15 protein-coding genes and 1 riboswitch are annotated in these 16,822 nt (G+C 47.8%); of the genes, 9 read left to right on the top strand and 6 right to left on the bottom strand.

Translation table 11 applies throughout. The features are described 5' to 3' along the window. Positions 1-46 precede the first annotated feature (46 nt). The 8 genes from ACV3PA_RS04405 to treC all read left to right on the top strand — a co-directional run bounded on the left by ACV3PA_RS04405 (position 47) and on the right by treC (position 8,545). Positions 47-415, top strand: a complete 369-nt coding sequence (locus ACV3PA_RS04405) for a GntR family transcriptional regulator (protein ID WP_023469524.1) — start codon at positions 47-49, stop codon at positions 413-415. Next, on the top strand, positions 409-1,275 hold the full coding sequence (locus ACV3PA_RS04400; RefSeq protein ID WP_053454414.1) for an ATP-binding cassette domain-containing protein: 867 nt from the start codon (positions 409-411) through the stop codon (positions 1,273-1,275). Before ACV3PA_RS04405 ends, ACV3PA_RS04400 begins: the two co-directional genes overlap by 7 nt. Then, positions 1,268-2,236: a hypothetical protein gene (locus tag ACV3PA_RS04395; RefSeq protein ID WP_053454415.1), complete on the top strand. Its 969-nt coding sequence runs from the start codon at positions 1,268-1,270 to the stop codon at positions 2,234-2,236. Before ACV3PA_RS04400 ends, ACV3PA_RS04395 begins: the two co-directional genes overlap by 8 nt. 169 nt (positions 2,237-2,405) lie before the next feature. After that, positions 2,406-3,764 (top strand): alkaline phosphatase, encoded by a 1,359-nt coding sequence (locus ACV3PA_RS04390; protein WP_053454416.1) that lies wholly within the window; start codon positions 2,406-2,408, stop codon positions 3,762-3,764. An 11-nt stretch (positions 3,765-3,775) separates the two neighbouring features. Further along, the gene (locus tag ACV3PA_RS04385) at positions 3,776-4,423 is read left to right on the top strand and encodes a DUF4352 domain-containing protein (RefSeq protein ID WP_456125700.1); all 648 of its coding nucleotides are present in this window, start codon (positions 3,776-3,778) and stop codon (positions 4,421-4,423) included. A 129-nt stretch (positions 4,424-4,552) separates the two neighbouring features. Continuing rightward, positions 4,553-5,260, top strand: a complete 708-nt coding sequence (gene treR, locus ACV3PA_RS04380; RefSeq protein WP_456125699.1) for a trehalose operon repressor — start codon at positions 4,553-4,555, stop codon at positions 5,258-5,260. Positions 5,261-5,443: 183 nt separating this feature from the next. Then, positions 5,444-6,883, top strand: coding sequence for a PTS system trehalose-specific EIIBC component (treP, locus tag ACV3PA_RS04375; RefSeq protein WP_174316669.1), 1,440 nt, complete (start codon positions 5,444-5,446; stop codon positions 6,881-6,883). A 21-nt stretch (positions 6,884-6,904) separates the two neighbouring features. Then, positions 6,905-8,545 (top strand): alpha,alpha-phosphotrehalase, encoded by a 1,641-nt coding sequence (treC, locus tag ACV3PA_RS04370; RefSeq protein ID WP_456125698.1) that lies wholly within the window; start codon positions 6,905-6,907, stop codon positions 8,543-8,545. A gap of 180 nt (positions 8,546-8,725) precedes the next feature. Here the strand turns inward: treC and ACV3PA_RS04365 are convergent, their stop codons facing one another. Then, positions 8,726-10,084 (bottom strand): alanine/glycine:cation symporter family protein, encoded by a 1,359-nt coding sequence (locus ACV3PA_RS04365; RefSeq protein ID WP_053454420.1) that lies wholly within the window; start codon positions 10,082-10,084, stop codon positions 8,726-8,728. A gap of 189 nt (positions 10,085-10,273) precedes the next feature. Here ACV3PA_RS04365 and ACV3PA_RS04360 point away from each other — a divergent pair, with 189 nt between their 5' ends. Beyond that, positions 10,274-11,977 (top strand): methyl-accepting chemotaxis protein, encoded by a 1,704-nt coding sequence (locus ACV3PA_RS04360; RefSeq protein ID WP_456125697.1) that lies wholly within the window; start codon positions 10,274-10,276, stop codon positions 11,975-11,977. Between the two features lie 44 nt (positions 11,978-12,021). On the opposite strand, the gene ACV3PA_RS04355 is transcribed toward ACV3PA_RS04360, so the two are convergent. The 5 genes from ACV3PA_RS04355 to ribD form a co-directional block, all read right to left on the bottom strand. Beyond that, the gene (locus ACV3PA_RS04355) at positions 12,022-12,843 is read right to left on the bottom strand and encodes a DUF6612 family protein (protein ID WP_456125696.1); all 822 of its coding nucleotides are present in this window, start codon (positions 12,841-12,843) and stop codon (positions 12,022-12,024) included. Positions 12,844-13,056: 213 nt separating this feature from the next. Further along, positions 13,057-13,515 (bottom strand): 6,7-dimethyl-8-ribityllumazine synthase, encoded by a 459-nt coding sequence (gene ribH, locus ACV3PA_RS04350; protein ID WP_035395821.1) that lies wholly within the window; start codon positions 13,513-13,515, stop codon positions 13,057-13,059. After that, positions 13,512-14,702, bottom strand: coding sequence for a GTP cyclohydrolase II (gene ribA, locus ACV3PA_RS04345; protein ID WP_456125695.1), 1,191 nt, complete (start codon positions 14,700-14,702; stop codon positions 13,512-13,514). The genes ribH and ribA overlap by 4 nt, the downstream gene beginning before the upstream one ends. Beyond that, the gene (gene ribE, locus ACV3PA_RS04340; RefSeq protein WP_456125694.1) at positions 14,702-15,328 is read right to left on the bottom strand and encodes a riboflavin synthase; all 627 of its coding nucleotides are present in this window, start codon (positions 15,326-15,328) and stop codon (positions 14,702-14,704) included. Before ribE ends, ribA begins: the two co-directional genes overlap by 1 nt. Then, positions 15,313-16,353 carry a bifunctional diaminohydroxyphosphoribosylaminopyrimidine deaminase/5-amino-6-(5-phosphoribosylamino)uracil reductase RibD gene (ribD, locus tag ACV3PA_RS04335; RefSeq protein WP_456125693.1) on the bottom strand — a complete coding sequence of 347 codons (1,041 nt, stop codon included), beginning with the start codon at positions 16,351-16,353 and terminating at the stop codon, positions 15,313-15,315. Before ribD ends, ribE begins: the two co-directional genes overlap by 16 nt. A gap of 158 nt (positions 16,354-16,511) precedes the next feature. Then, positions 16,512-16,656: riboswitch (FMN riboswitch) on the bottom strand. Positions 16,657-16,822 lie beyond the last annotated feature (166 nt).

Here is a 16,822-nt window from a genome sequence, read left to right as displayed (position 1 = left end):
ATAATTGGTGTATTAATTGAATTAGTACACTTAAGGAGGTGAAGAAATGTTCACCGTCGATCCGAAAAGTCCGTTACCGATCTATGAACAGTTGGTCACGCAAATCATCCGCTCGATTGCCCGTGGTCTACTCCGCTCTGGCGAACAGATGCCATCCGTCCGTGAACTTGCCGGTACACTCCTTGTCAATCCAAACACCGTCTCCCGTGCCTATCAGGAACTCGAGAGCCGCAACTTCATCGTCACGATGCGCGGCAAAGGCTCGTTCATCTCAGACATCCCCCTCAGTGAAGTCAAACAAGCCGCTATTCAAGATCCACTCATCCGTCTTTGTTCCGTCGCCGACGAACTCTCTATTTCAAACGAAGAACTATACCAACTCATCTTACACATAAGGGAGGATTCCTCATGTTGACCGTTTCTCATTTAACGAAACAAATTGACCGTACCATGATTTATGAAAATGCATCCTTCACCCTTCCAGCAGGAACAATTACTGCTTTGATTGGTCGTAACGGTGCTGGAAAAACGACATTACTCAAAACACTCGTCGGTGCTCTTGAGCCGACACGTGGAAAGGTCGAATGGAGTGGCGAGTCAATCCACCATGTCCCAAAGACGCGAGAGCATCTCTTTCTCGTTCCGGACTCGGTCTCCGTCTATCGTCAGATGACGCTCGGCGAATTAATCAACTTCTACAATGCGTTCTATCCGAACTTCGAAAAGACGTATATTGAAAACTACTGTCGTTCCTCAAACCTTGATCGTGGACGTCGCGTCACATCTTTATCGAAGGGACAAGCACAATTGTTCCTTCTCCAACTGGCGTTCGCGACGAATGCACCCGTCTTATTGCTCGATGAACCGACGGACGGACTTGACCGGATCAACAAACGGGATTACTTAAAGCAGCTTGTCTCGTTACTTGCGGAGCGCCAAACTGCCGTCTTGATCGCCTCACATCAACTCGAAGAGCTCGATTCACTCGCTGATCGCGTCATGACGATCGAAAAACATATCGTCCGCGAACCAAAGGCACTCGACGATGCTAAAGCCAGTATGCAAAAATGGCAAGTCGTCTATGAAGATGTTCCAGAACTTACGCACGCCGATCTCCATGTCTTATCCCAAACGGGTCGCGTCGTGACATTACTCGTCTTATCGGATGAAGGCGCACGTTATCTTGAAACGACGGATCCTTTATTAAAAGATGCACTACCGGTACAGATGGAAGATTACTTCTTAGGGACATTTGGAGGAAAACGACATGGTTAAGCAATTGATCCGCTATCATATCAAGCAAGGCATTTGGCCACTCGCTTGTTTCATTTTGCTCGCGATCTTCAGTTATGGATTTGGTAGTTATACCGTCATTAATGAGTTCGAGAAATACGACCCGTCTCAGCAACCTGATTTACTCAACACTGTACTCGTCAGTCCATTTTTTGCTGGATTCGCAGCAATTCTGATTGCCGTCTTCGCCATCCTGATGCTCGGGTCGGAGCGCGGAAGTGGTCGGAGTGTGATCTTACATGCGTTGCCATTCCCAAAGGTCTGGCTCTTTTGGATCAAATGGGCGATTGGTGTCGTGACATTGATTGTTTTCCCACTCATCGGCTTCTTCATCAGTTGGTTATTGCTACAAGCATTCGGCGATATCAATCCGTTTGATTACGTCACATGGTCGTCACTCTTCCAAGATTTTGGTCTGTTCCTTCTATTTGATGTGACGATTCTAACGATTTTCTTATTCGCAGGAACAATCGCAGGTGATATCATCGGACAACTATTACTCGGAACGTTTTTCTTATTCTTGAACTATTTTACGTATTTCAGCGTCTATGCCGTTGCCTTGCTCGGTTTCGGAACCAAAGAGACCGATTTATCGAAACCGCTCGATTTTCTGATGACGATTACAGCACCGTTCGCCTTACTATTCCAGTATGAGAATACCCTTTATCCTGTCTTATTCAATTTTGCTTTAACGATCGTTTTACTCTTTTTCGGAAGCCGGTTGTATGTTCGCGGAGCAAACGAACGGCTCGGTCGTTTCACGATTTTCCCAAAGCTTCATCCGGCACTCATCATCACGTTCTCCATTTACACGACGATCTTGCTCGCAGGTATCATTGGTCTGATCGCATCCGAGAATCAATTGCTTTACTGGCTCGCCATCGTGATTCTTGCCTGGCCAACATTCAGTTCCTACCGTCGAATGATCGGGTGGAATCGCTAATAAGACATATGCCTCTTCTGAAACGACTTTTCAGAAGAGGCATTTTTTGTCATCGTTTCTTCACAAAGCTTTACACACGATAAACATGGTTTTCATATTTCACCCGTAATGTGGAGTTTGTAGGTCGTATCGATTATCAAACCCCATCACCTTTCGAGGAGGAACCTGTATGAAATTAAAACGTATCATTCCGATTTTTGCCTTATCGACTCTTTCCCTCAGCACGATGTTCTCGATGCCAGAAGCAGAAGCAAAGACAAAACCTGTGAAATCACCGGAAATCCGTAACGTCATCTTCTTGATCGGCGACGGAATGGGTGTCTCATATACATCCGCTCATCGTTACTTAAAGAACGATCCATCGACACCAGTTGCTGAAAAAACAGCGTTTGATCAATATCTGGTCGGTCAACAGATGACTTATCCGGAAGATTCAAAGGAAAACGTCACCGATTCCGCTTCTGCAGCGACGGCGATGTCTTCTGGTGTAAAGACGTACAATGCAGCGATTGCGGTTGATAATGATAAATCGGAAGTTAAGACCGTCCTCGAAGCAGCAAAAGAACGTGGTAAATCAACAGGACTCGTCGCAACGTCTGAAATCACACATGCGACACCTGCTTCGTTTGGTGCCCATGATGAAAACCGGAAAAACATGAACGCCATCGCAGACGATTACTTCAAGGAACGCGTCAACGGGAAACATAAAATCGATGTCATGCTTGGCGGCGGAAAGTCGAACTTCGTCCGTCCGGATGTCGACTTGACGAAAGCATTCAAGAAAGACGGGTACAGTTACGTCACGGATCTTGATCAATTGAAAGCCGATAAAAATAAACAAGTCCTTGGTCTGTTCGCAGATGGCGGGTTACCAAAACGGATCGACCGCGAAAACTCGGTTCCATCGCTGGCTCAAATGACGAACTCTGCGATCAAGCGACTCGACACGAATAAAAAAGGATTCTTCCTAATGGTTGAAGGAAGTCAAGTCGACTGGGCTGGTCATGACAACGATATCGTCGGTGCCATGAGTGAAATGGAAGACTTCGAGCGCGCATTCAAAGCCGCAATCGCCTTTGCGAAGAAGGATAAGCATACGCTCGTCGTCGCAACGGCTGACCACTCAACTGGTGGATACTCGATCGGCGCGGACGGCATCTATAACTGGTTCGCCGAACCAATCAAAGCGGCAAAGAAAACACCAGACTTCATGGCGCAAAAAATCGTCGATGGTGCGGATGTCCGTAAGACGTTGACGACGTATATCGATCAAGACAAACTCGCCTTAACGGATAAAGAAATCGATAGCGTCTCTCGCGCTGCTGAATCGAAAAAATTACTCGAGATCGATAATGCGATCGAAGAAATCTTCAACGAACGTTCGCACACTGGCTGGACGACAGGTGGACATACAGGTGAAGACGTACCCGTCTATGCGTTCGGTCCTGCTAAGGAACGTTTCGCAGGACAAGTCGATAACACCGATCACGCGAAAATCATCTTCGATCTCTTGAAATCGAAAAAATAAGGGGAATGTTCATGAAACAGATACTTGCTACTTTAATGCTCGGGACGGTGCTCGCAGGTTGTGGCACTTCCGCATCACAAGACACACCGAAAGAACCATCGTCTGCGAAACAGGAGCAGCCGGTATCGCTTGAAAAAACAAGCGCCTATGTCCCGAACCCACAAATCCCGGACGATCGTGAACTAACGAAAATCGACCAGACCGTTACGGATGATAAGGGCGATTTGACGCTTAAACAATTCAAACGGGTGAATAAAACGCAAAAGATTGGTCCGATTGAGATGACGATCGAAGAAGTCAAAGTTTTTCATGCTCGTCCAAGCTACGGCATGATTGATTTCTTCCATGGTTTCACGCACGATGAATCCTTCGATTTGATCAAGACACGTGTCACAATCAAGAATACAAGTGATAAACCGGTCACGTTCAATCCGGTCGCCCACTTTAAACTCGATACTACGACCGAAAAGACACTTGAAGACGACGTCTATTTAGAGTCGCTCGCAAAGACGTATGCTCCGTCCGAATCACGAAGCGGTAACTTCGGCTTCATTTTGGAACGACCGGTTGATTCGATTGAGCTTTTGACAAGTGACGTTCTCGACGAAAAACAAGATGTCATCCAAAAAGGAACAGCGTTTTCGACATCCCTTCGTTGACACTCATTCCTACTTCTACGCTCCATCTGTTTTCCGGATTATGCCCGGACGACAGGTGGAGCTGTTTTGATGCCTGCAATCGTTCCATGCTACACTAAAAGCACTATTTGAATGCAAAGGACGGATGATATGCCGAAGTATTTAACCATCTACCATGAGCTCGCGCAGCGTATTCAGGAAGGGACACTTCCTGCTGAGACAAAGTTGCCGTCAGAAACAGAGCTGATGCAGGAGTTCGAAGCAAGTCGCGGGACGGTCCGAAAAGCGATTGATGCCCTGCAAGAGAAAGGCTTCGTCCGCAAACACCAAGGGAAAGGTGTCTTCGTTTTGTCGCAAGAAGCGATTGAGTTCCAGTTCAATGGCATCGTCAGCTTTTCGGAAGCCCATCGCCGGATGGGGCGTCATACCGTCGAGACGGATGTCATCTCGTGTGAGGTCCTCTCCGCCTCTGCTGAGCTCGCTGCGTTATTACATGTGGCACAAGGAACAGACGTGACACGCGTCGAGCGGATTCGTCAAATTGACGGTGAACGCGTCATTCGTGATATCAATCATTTCGTGACTGATCTCGTTCCTGGATTAACGAAAGCTATTGCTGCTGGCTCGATCTATCACTACATCGAGGAGACACTCGGACGCCAGATCAGCTACGCGAAACGAAAAATCGAGGCTCGCCCGGCTACAACTGAAGACCAAGAACGACTCGATCTTCACGATATGACACATGTCATCGTCGTCACGAACGATACGTATTTCTATGAAGGACAGCATTTCGAACGGACTGAATCACGCCATCGTCTCGATAAGTTTCAATTCACTGATATTGCTCGTCGTTGAATATCCGCTGCTAGATGAGGGAATCCGTACATGACGGGTTCTCTCTTTTTTCATTCCATTCAACTTATCTATATAAGTTCTTGACCAACTTATATAGATAAGTTAAGATAAACATGCGCAGATAAGAAAACGTTTTCATTTCAAAAGTGGTCGAGTATGTCACTTCCAAAAAGGAGCATCGAGATGAAACCAAACTATCGTCAGATTGCAGAGCAAATCATTGAGAACATCGGGGGCAAGGAGAACGTCGAACAGGCAGCTCACTGTGTCACCCGTCTTCGTTTAACGCTTAAGAACCAAGAGCTCGTTGATCAAGAAGCCTTACTTGAAGTCCCACTCGTCAAAGGGGCGTTCTTAAACGCTGGTGTTTATCAAATCGTCATTGGAGCTGGAGATGTCGACCGAGTCTATGCCGAATTCATTCAATTGACCGGCTTACAGGCGACGACGATCGCAGATGTCAAATCGTCTGGTGCCGCAAAAATGAATCCATTCCAAAAATTGATCAAAGTCTTTTCTGATGTCTTTATGCCAATCATTCCTGCTATCATCGTCGCTGGTCTCTTGATGGGGATCAATAATCTGTTCGGCATCGAATTTGGTGGTAAGACGATGATTGATCGGTACCCGAATCTGCAAGGATTATGGGACCTCATTAATATGATGGCAAATACTGCTTTCGTCTTCCTCCCAGCACTCGTCGGCTGGTCAGCAACGAAACGCTTCGGTGGAAGTGAGATTCTCGGGATTGTCATGGGTTTAATGCTCGTACACCCAGACCTCTTAAACGCTTGGAACTACGGACAAAGTGCCCTAAAAGGTGAAATCCCGACGTTCAATATCCTCGGTCTCTTTGAAATTGAAAAAGTCGGCTATCAAGGACAAATCCTTCCGGTTCTCGCAGCTGCTTATGTTCTCAGTACGATTGAACGGTGGCTTAAAAAACGGGTACCGAATGCGATTCAATTACTCGTTGTACCGATTACGACGATTACGTTGACAGGATTCCTCGCTCTTGCCGTCATCGGACCGGTCACGCGTCAAGTCGGTGACTGGATTACGATCGGAGTCGTCAATACGTTCGAAGCCGTTCCGTTACTTGGTGCCTTGCTCTTTGGTGCACTTTATGCGCCACTCGTTATCACCGGCATGCACCACATGTTCATCGCCGTCGACTTACAATTAATCGGACAAAGCGGAACGACGTTCATCTGGCCGATGATCGCGATTTCGAACATCGCCCAAGGTTCAGCAACACTCGCGATGCTTTTCCTTGCGAAAAACGTCAATGATAAGAACATGGCATCGACATCTGCCCTATCCGCCTACTTCGGAATCACGGAACCCGCCATGTTCGGGGTCAATCTCCGGTTCAAGTATCCGTTTTACGCGGCACTCGTCGGCTCAGCCATCGCGTCTGCCTTCATCGCTGTCAGCGGTGTTCTCGCTCCTGCGATTGGTGTCGGTGGGCTACCCGCTTTCATCTCGATCGTACCAGGCTCGATTTTATCGTTCATCGTCGGTATGGTGATCGCGATCATCGTTCCTGTCGCCTGTACGTTCTTGTTCCACTATGTCTCAACGAAACGCGCAAAAAAAGCCGCCCTAAATAAAGCGGCGTAATTCTAGAAAGGTGTGTATCTGATGATCACGACAACCGATTGGCGCAAATCCGCCGTTTATCAAATCTATCCAAAGAGTTTCTACAGTCCGGAAGGCAAAGCGACCGGTACGTTACGCGGCGTCACTGCTAAACTCGATTATTTGGCGGATCTTGGTGTCGATTACCTCTGGTTGACGCCGGTCTATGCCTCACCGCAAAACGATAATGGCTATGATGTCAGTGACTACTACGCGATTGATCCGTCTTATGGAACGATGGATGATTTTGAGATGTTACTCGCTGAAGCAAAGCAACGTCATTTGTCCGTCATGATGGACATCGTCGTCAATCACTGTTCGACGTCGCATGTCTGGTTCGAAGAAGGACGTCATCCGGATAGTCCTTACCATGACTACTTCATTTGGCGCGATACGCCGAACGACTGGGTCTCAAAATTCGGTGGTCCTGCTTGGTCATTCGACGAGACAGCTGGCAAGTATTACTTGCACCTGTTCGACAAAACGCAAGCGGATCTGAACTGGGAAAATCCACGTCTTCGGGAAGACATTTATAACATGATGCGCTTTTGGCGCGATAAAGGCGTCAGCGGCTTCCGACTCGATGTCATCAATTTGATTTCAAAGACACCAGGTCTTCCGAACGACCCTAGTGGAGACGGACGTGCGTATTATACGGACGGACCGAACGTTCATGACTACCTGCAAGAGATGAACGAACAAGTCTTTGCTGGGCACGACCTCCTGACCGTCGGTGAGATGTCGTCGACGTCGCTTGAGCACTGCCTTCGTTATTCATCGCTTGAGAATCAGGAACTGAAGATGACGTTCAACTTCCATCATTTGAAGGTCGATTATCCGAACGGCGAAAAATGGGCGGCAGCACCGTTTGATTTCAAGCAACTGAAACAGATTTTCTCGGATTGGCAATCGGGTATGAACGGACAAGCCTGGAACGCGATCTTTTGGTGTAACCATGACCAACCACGCGTCGTCAGCCGGTTCGGTGACGACGTCACGTATCGCGTCGAGAGTGCGAAGATGCTCGCGACGACACTTCACGGCTTACAAGGTACACCTTATATCTATCAGGGAGAAGAGATCGGGATGCCAAATCCGGACTTCACGGATCTGTCTGACTACCGCGATGTCGAGACGTTAAATGCCTATCAAGAAGCTCGGGACAAGGGTGTCGCGGAAGAAGAGATTCTTGCCGCGATTCGTCAAAAATCGCGTGATAATGCGCGGACGCCAATGCCGTGGTCGGATACACGTAACGGTGGTTTCAGTACGAGTGAACCGTGGATTCCGGTCTCGCCGACGCATGATCAAATCAACGTTGAGACGGCTGTAGCGGATCCGGACTCGGTCTACCACCATTACAAACGGTTGATTCAGCTCCGAAAACAGTATGACGTGCTCACGGACGGTACGTACCGGCTGTTGACACCAGACGATTCGTCACTCTGGGCGTACGAACGCGCAACGGACGAGGAAGAATTATTCGTCGTCTCGAACTTCTACGGGACGGAGACGACGTTCACGTTACCTCGTGATGGATCGGATTATACGGTGTTGCTTCATAATTATAAGCAGATGCAGACGGACGAACAAAGACTCATGTTACGTCCATACGAGTCACTCATGCTCTATCGCAAGAAATGATTCGGTAAAGCTGAAGAATCAATGGTCTCACCGCTAGTTTTTACAATGAATGTCTCATCCTCGCTTTACACTAAACAAAAGAGGCACGCTTCCGAGTCTATCTCCACGGAAGCGTGCCTCTTTCTTTTAATTTAGTTGAAACACTTCCTGCATAGTTGTGCTTCTTCTATCCATACGATACTACGAAACTTTCCGATTCGCTTCTTCTCGTTTCAACTGTTCGCGGAACAGTCGTGTCTCAGCAATGACGACGCCAGACAATCCAATCAAGCCGATTAAGTTCGGAATCGCCATCAAACCATTAAAGACATCGGAAATCGCCCAGACCATGTTCAAGTTCGTCGTCATCGCACCTGCTCCAGCGACTAAAACGAATAAGATACGATACGGTAAGATCGATTTTTGACCAAATAGATAATAAATCGACTTTTCACCATAGTATGACCACCCGAGGACAGTCGAATAAGCAAACATAACGAGCCCGATCGTGACGATGTACTTTCCAGCAGGACCGAGGAAGACTTCAAAGCTTGCTGTCGTCAACTCAACGCCTTCTAGTTTCGTGTCCAACTGTCCACCCATGACGAGTGTCAGACCCGTGATTGAACAGACAACCAATGTATCAAGGAACACTTGCGTCATCGAGACGAGTGCTTGACGTCCCGGAAAGTCCGTTTTTGCGGCTGCTGCCGCAATCGGAGCGGAACCGAGTCCTGCTTCGTTCGAGAAGACACCACGCGCGACACCATAACGAATCGCCGCCCCGATTGCCCCACCTGTGATGGCTTCGTTTGAGAACGTACTGCTGAAAATCGTTGAGATCGCACCTGGAATCAAGTCATAGTTCATGACGAGAATCAGTAGACCACTTCCGACATAGAAGAAAATCATGAACGGAACGAACAAACTAACAACTTTCCCGATCGATTTGACCCCACCGAGAATAACGACTCCCGTCAGTACCATCAACGCAATCCCCGTCACGTAAAGTGGTACATCAAACGTCGATTTCATTGCGAGTGCGACCGAATTCGTCTGGACACCGTTCCCGATCCCGAATGCGGCGATCGAAGCGAATGCGGCAAATAAGACACCGAGCCATTTTTGCTTCAGTCCACGTTCAAGATAATACATCGGTCCCCCTGCCATCTGTCCTTTTTCATCAACGACGCGATATTTGACGGCAAGAATCGCTTCCGCATATTTCGTCGCCATTCCAAATAAACCGGACAACCACATCCAGACGATCGCGCCTGGTCCGCCAAGGACAACAGCGGTTGCGACACCGACGATATTCCCTGTACCGACGGTCGCAGCGAGTGCTGTCATTAATGCTTGAAAGTGACTGATATCACCTTCTGACTTGTCATCCTGATGTTTCGAAAACGCAAGCTTCAGCGCATACGGCAGTTTGGTAATTTGAATGAATCCTAAGCGAATCGTCAAGTAAATCCCCGTACCGACCAACAGGATGAGTAACGGTGGTCCCCAAACAAAATCGGACACCTTACCAATCCAGTCACTAAATGAATTTCCCATTCGTGTTACCCCCTCTATGTAATCTATAGTTCTTTACCATTTTTTCAGAATTTACTGATAATTGTCAAACTATTTTTTCATAAAACTATTTTGATACTTATTTTTTTCAATAATAAGTAAATTTTTTACTTGTGACGATATAATCAAGAAAATGAATAGTTCATCTCGCAAAACAAAGGAGCGAATCACATGAAGATTAAAACGAAGCTTATCTTATTGTCCTCCATCCTTTTGCTTAGCTTAATCGGGGTCGGATTGTACGGTGGATTCTCATTAAGTCGTGTCGATCAAGAGAGTCAAACGATTACTTCTTCCTGGATTCCTGGTCTGAACTTGTCGCACGAAACGAATACAGCGTTATCCGATTTACGGCGTGTCGAGTTGTTGCATATTCAAGAAAATGATCCAGAAATCAAAGCAGGCTATGATAAACGTGTCAAAGACGGTTTAGCGACCGTTGACGCGAATCTGGCGAAATACGAAAAAACGATCTATTTGAAATCTGATCGTCAATTATTTGATGATCTTGCGAAGAAATGGCAAACATTTAAAGAGACGACCGATCGTCTTCTTGCCCTCAGTACACCAGAAACCCAAAAAGAAGCTGTGACGTATTATGAAGGAGCCAGTCGTGATTCCTACTTCGCTGTTTCCGATCAATTGACGAAAATCGTGAAATTCAACAATCAACAGGCTAGCACAAATGGTGACACGATTACGCAAGCTGCTAATACTGCCCATCTAATGCTATTTACGATCATTGGTATCGTTGGATTGCTCGGTGTCATTTTTACTGTCTTGATTTTACGTTCGATTTTTGGTCCCCTTCGTCAATTGCAGGCAAAAACACATGAACTCGCAACGCAGGGTGGCGACTTGACTGCCCAACTCGACGTCGTGCGTAATGACGAGATTGGTCAAATCGCCCAGTCGATGAATCAATTCATCGCTCATTTACGGACAATCATTGTCCAAGTCGATGATACGGCAACCCACGTCGTGTCGACCTCGCGACATGTCTCTGGTCGAATCAGTGAACTCGATCAGGATATGGCATCGACTTCACATACGATTGAAAACTTATCGGCTGGTATGCAGGAGACAGCTGCTTCTGCCGAAGAGATGAACTCGTCCGCTGTCGATATGGAAGCAACGATTCATGAGATCGTCTCTGGCGCAGAAGCGAATGGAAAACGCGCCCAAGAAGTTGGTGGTCGCGCTGAATCGCTTCAAGTCGTCGCCACGGAAGCGAAACAGACCGCTACTCAAATTCTCTCTGAAACGAAAACGCGACTTGAGGATGCGATGACACGAGCAAAAGCCGTCAAGGAAATTTCCGTTTTGTCTGACGCGATCCTCTCAATCGCGGCGCAAACGAATCTATTATCCCTTAACGCTTCGATTGAAGCAGCACGAGCCGGCGAAGTCGGTCGAGGCTTTGCTGTCGTCGCGGATGAAATCCGGAAACTCGCCGAGAGTAGTCGGGACACTGTTGAACAAATCCAAGATGTCTCGTTATCGGTCATCGATTCCGTCGAACACTTGAATGCCGCATCCGGTGAGATGCTCTCTTTCATCGATACGAAGGTCGTCAAAGACTATGATTTGTTTGAAGATGCCTCGATTCAATACCGTGATGATGCGCAATTATTCGGTGATGCAGCAGAACATTTTGCTGCTCAAGCCGGTCAACTTCAAGAACTGACAGCAAACATGCTCGGTGTCATTCATGACGTTGCGGTCACCGTCAATGATGGGGCACAAGGGACACAATCGATGTCGGAACAGATCAATCATTCCGTCCAAGCGTTCCGGGATGTCCATCAACAAACTTCCGTCAGTCAACAGCAAGCAGAATCACTAAAAGAGGTATTACGTCAATTCCAAGTCTAAATAATAAGCCCCCCGCTTCTGGTTGGAAGCGAGGGGCTTATTATTTATTGTGCAGCACCTGTGAGTGGTTGCGCATCTTTTGTCTCTGCAGGGAGTTTGATTTCGTTGATTTCATTGAATTTCGAGAATGTTGATTGATTTTTCATCGTGAAGTCCGTATCTTTTTCAACTGCGAAGACCATATCCATATCGAGTGATTTCGGATAGAATGTTTTCGCATCATACGTCATCGTATAGTTCATTTTCTTATAATCAATGCTGTCCATGGCGTCTTTCATTTGCGCCATTTGTCCTGTTTGCTCTAGCGAATCCTTCATAAAGGCTTTGAGGTCGTCACCCTTTAGTTTGACGTCGATTTGATAGACGTCACCCTCTTTTTTCGCTGTCCAGTTGTCTTTGTACTTTTTCAACAGCTTGAGATTTTGATCCGTCGATGCCGATGACTCCATTGCTTCGACCATATCGCCTAGTTCCGAGACATCTTGAACGAGCCATTGTCCGTTTTGCGATAAATACATCTTATCGTCGACGATATAGCTCTCAATCGACATGTCTTTACCGTCCTGTGGATTTTTCATCGTCATCGTCTGATGCATCGTAAGCGGCTTCTGAATGATATCAGCTGATACCTTTTGATCCATTGTCATCTCACCTGCTTTTGAGTTGACTGTCCCTTCCATGTGGAACGATTTAATATCTTTTTGAGCGGCTGTCGCTTTATTCAGTAATTCCGTATTCGAGAGTTCCCCCGACTTCGTCGAACCAGATCCACTGCCACTCCTTGTATCTGTTTGTCCATCTTGACATCCGGCAAGTCCAATTGATGCTGCAACGATCCCGGCTGCTACCCACCTTGTTTTCTTCATATTCATTTCCTCCTTCATGCGCGTTACCCTGATTTACGAAAAACATTGGAAAATGTTTCAAAGTTTCTTTATTACACCATTACCGTTCTCCTTGAAAACGAATCCTCAAATTTCAAATCTACTATCCTTTTTTTGAAATTTGATTCATTATCCGCACGTTTTCCGCAAAAAAAACAGGATGACGGAATATACCGTCACCCTGTCTCTGTTCCATTAGATCGTCCGTAAAAGATTTGCCATCTCGATTGCTGAAACTGCTGCTTCGTAACCTTTATTCCCAGCTTTCGTACCGGCACGTTCAACCGCTTGCTCGATCGAATCCGTTGTCAGAACACCGAAGATGATGGGAACGCCGGTGTCGCGTGACGCACTCGCGACACCTTTTGCGACTTCATTACAGACATAGTCATAATGCGACGTCGCCCCACGGATGACGGCACCAAGCGTGATGACAGCATCATATTTACCGCTTTTCGCTAACTTTTCTGCAACGAGTGGAATTTCGAATGCTCCAGGAACCCATGCTGTATCGACAGCATCTGCTGCAACACCGTGACGACGGAACGCGTCGTTTGCTCCTCCGACGAGTTTTGATGTAATCAATTCATTAAAACGTGCAGCGACGATCGCGACGCGTAGTCCTTCTCCTGTTAAGAAACCTTCGTAAATCATGATGTGTGTCCTCCTTGGATGTCGAGCAAGTGCCCGAGTTTTGTTTGTTTTGTTTTCAGATAACGCTGATTTTCCGGCTCGATCGGTACTTGATGTGGGACGCGTTCGATGATTTCGATGCCTTCTTGTTCGAGCACCCGTTGTTTATCCGGATTATTTGTCATTAAACGGATCTTCGTCACGCCAAGATCACGTAACATGTTCGCTGCGACCGTATAGTCACGCATGTCCGTCGGATAACCAAGCGCATGGTTCGCTTCGACCGTATCGAGTCCTTGTTCCTGCAACTCGTAGGCTTTTAACTTCGCCATCAGACCGATGCCGCGGCCTTCCTGACGTAGATACAAGACAGCTCCGCCTTCTCGCTCGATCCGCTCGAGTGCCGCATCGAGTTGTGGACCACAATCGCAACGCTTCGAACCGAAGACATCCCCTGTCAGGCATTCTGAGTGCAGACGGACGAGCATTCCGTCGTGCGCTTCACCCGACAAGACGGCGACATGTTCCTTCTTGTCTTGTGTCGTATAGCCGATCATCCGAAACGCTCCGAACGTCGTCGGAAGTAACACTTCCGCTTCCCGTGTCAACGGGCGCTCAAGATAAGCGACGAGTGCCTCGATCGTGATTAGTTTTAAATCATGTTCTTCCTTATAAAGAAGTAAATCGTCAACGCGCGCCATCGTGCCGTCTTCCTTGATGATTTCACAAATGACGGCGATTTCGTCACTACCCGCGAGACGGGCAAGATCAATGCCTGCTTCTGTATGTCCGCGACGTTCTCGGACGCCACCCTCTTTTGCAATCAACGGAAAGATGTGTCCTGGTCGTTTGAAACGCTCCGGTCCATCCGTTAACATCCGTTGAATCGTCAGCGAACGTTCCTCGGCACTGATGCCGGTCTTTGCTTCTTCATGATCGATACTGAGCGTGAATGCCGTACCGTGCGGATCGGTGTTGTTCGCCGTCATCGGTGCGAGTTCCAGTCGCTGGGCAATCCGCGGACTGACCGGTACACAGACGAGCCCTTTTCCGTATGTGATCATAAAGTTGATGTTTTCTGGTGTCGCATGTTCTGCGAGCATGACGAGATCCCCTTCATTCTCACGGTCCTCGTCATCACAGACGATGATCGGTCGTCCTTTTTTTAAATCTTCTATCGCTTCTTCAATCAAGTCGAATCCATTCATTACATGTCGCCTCCTAAGAATGCTTCCCAGTCCGTCTGCTTCTCGTGTTGCGTGAAATGATAAAGATGTTTCGCCATCATGTCACACTCGATATTGACGACTGCGCCGCTTGCCAATCGATCGAACGTCGTTACTTGACGGGAGTGCGGAATCAGTGAAATCGAGATCGTTTCCGGCGTGACACGTTGTAAGGTCAGGCTCGTGCCGTTGATCGCAATCGATCCTTTCGGAATACAATACTTTTGCCACGACCCGACATCAAACGTATAGACCATCGCTTCCCCGTCCGGTCGTCGACTGATCAGTCGCGCCGTCCCGTCGATGTGTCCACTGACGAAATGTCCACCAAAACGACCGTCTGCTGGCATTGCTCGTTCAAGTTGTATCGGGCTCCCGACACGATATGTGCCAAGTGCCGTCGAACGAATCGTGTCATGGACGGCATCTGCCGTGAAGCCAGTCGGACTCATGGACGTGACGGTCAAACAGATGCCGTCGACGGCGATGCTATCACCAATCTTCGTTCCTTCGAGCACCCGGTGTGCTTCAATTTCAAGCGCTAAACCGTTCGGTCGCGGAATCTTTCGTTTTAACGTCCCGACTTCTTCAATCAATCCGGTGAACATGGCGTCTCCTCCTTTCGGATATACGTCAGATGAAGATCCGGTCCAACCGTTTCGATCTGATCGATTTGAAAACGATCTTCGATATCGTGTTGACCGGTCCACGCCTCCCCTTCAAAAATCGATGGTGCCTGGTAAACTTCGATTCGGTCGACAAGATCTGCTTCAAAGAACGCTGCTTGGATCGTTGGTCCACCTTCAATCAAAATGCTCCGGATATCTTGTTCGTATAACCGCTTTAAAATCGCTTCCGGCGTCTCATACTCACCGACTAGAACGGTCACTTGATCGTGACTAATGCGCGGTACACTCGTTAGCCAATAGGTTGGATTTTTACCATCCTGGAAGACTTGTGCCGTCTCCGGAACCCGACCACGACGGTCGACGATCACTCGAATCGGTTCGATTCCCATTTCGGTACGTAATGTCAGTGCCGGATCATCGACGAGCACTGTCTCACTTCCAACGAGAATCGCATCATGGCGACCACGCATGGCGCGACCATGTGCCCGCGCCTGTTCTGATGTGATCCAGCGCTGTTCACCCGTCGCAGCGATCCCGTTCATCGTCTGAGCGATTTTGACGGTCACGGTCGGACGTTTTCGTTCGATCGTTTTCCAGAACGTGTCGTACAGTGCTTCCGCTTCGCGTCGTAATAATCCGACCTCAACTTCGACACCAGCATCCTGGAGCCGCTTAATTCCTGAACCAGCGACGATCGCATGTTTGTCTTCCGTAGCGACGAAGACACGTTTGATTCCTGCTTGCAGAATCGCTTCCGTACATGGCGGCGTCTTGCCATGGTGATTACATGGCTCGAGCGTCACATAAAGATCAGCGCCACGAGCAGCTTCTCCCGCCATCCGTAGGGCTTCGACTTCCGCATGCGGACCACCGGCAAATCGGTGTGCACCAAAACCGAGAATACGCCCTTGTTTGACGATGACACAGCCGACACTTGGATTCGGACTTGTTTGTCCGTTTAACATCTGTGCTAATTGCATGGCATAACTCATCATCTGTGACATCGCGTTCACTCCTTTCAAATGAAAAAAGACGCCCCTTGAAAAGGGGCGTCTGTATAGAAGGGTTCACGAAATACACGGTTCGCTTTCTGCTTTTTTGCATGCAGAAAGAGACCATCTCCTGAAAACATTTTTTCAGAAAACAGCTTGAATCGCGTCGTTTCGTTCTTCTCCCATCCGGACTTTACCGTCGGCCTTGGAATCTCACCAAGTCAGCCATGATGCGTACATCACAGGTCGCGGGCTCATCGATCAATCGATCGCATCACCGCCGGTTGGGATTTTCACCCTACCCCGAAGAACTGGATTATTGAGTTATACAATTTTAGCCTAGCATATCTTTTTCAAGAAAACAAAGCGGAAATGCTTCTGTCTTGTCACTTTTTTGATTTCGTTCCACTTCTGTCACCCATCGCCAATTCCTGATCGACTACATCCCAAAAACGACTGGAGCACTTGATATCAGTACGTC

This window comes from Exiguobacterium sp. EA-TM-5 (assembly GCF_053878415.1).
Note: the sequence above shows the minus strand (reverse complement) of the source record. Positions and strands in the feature narration are given on the sequence as shown.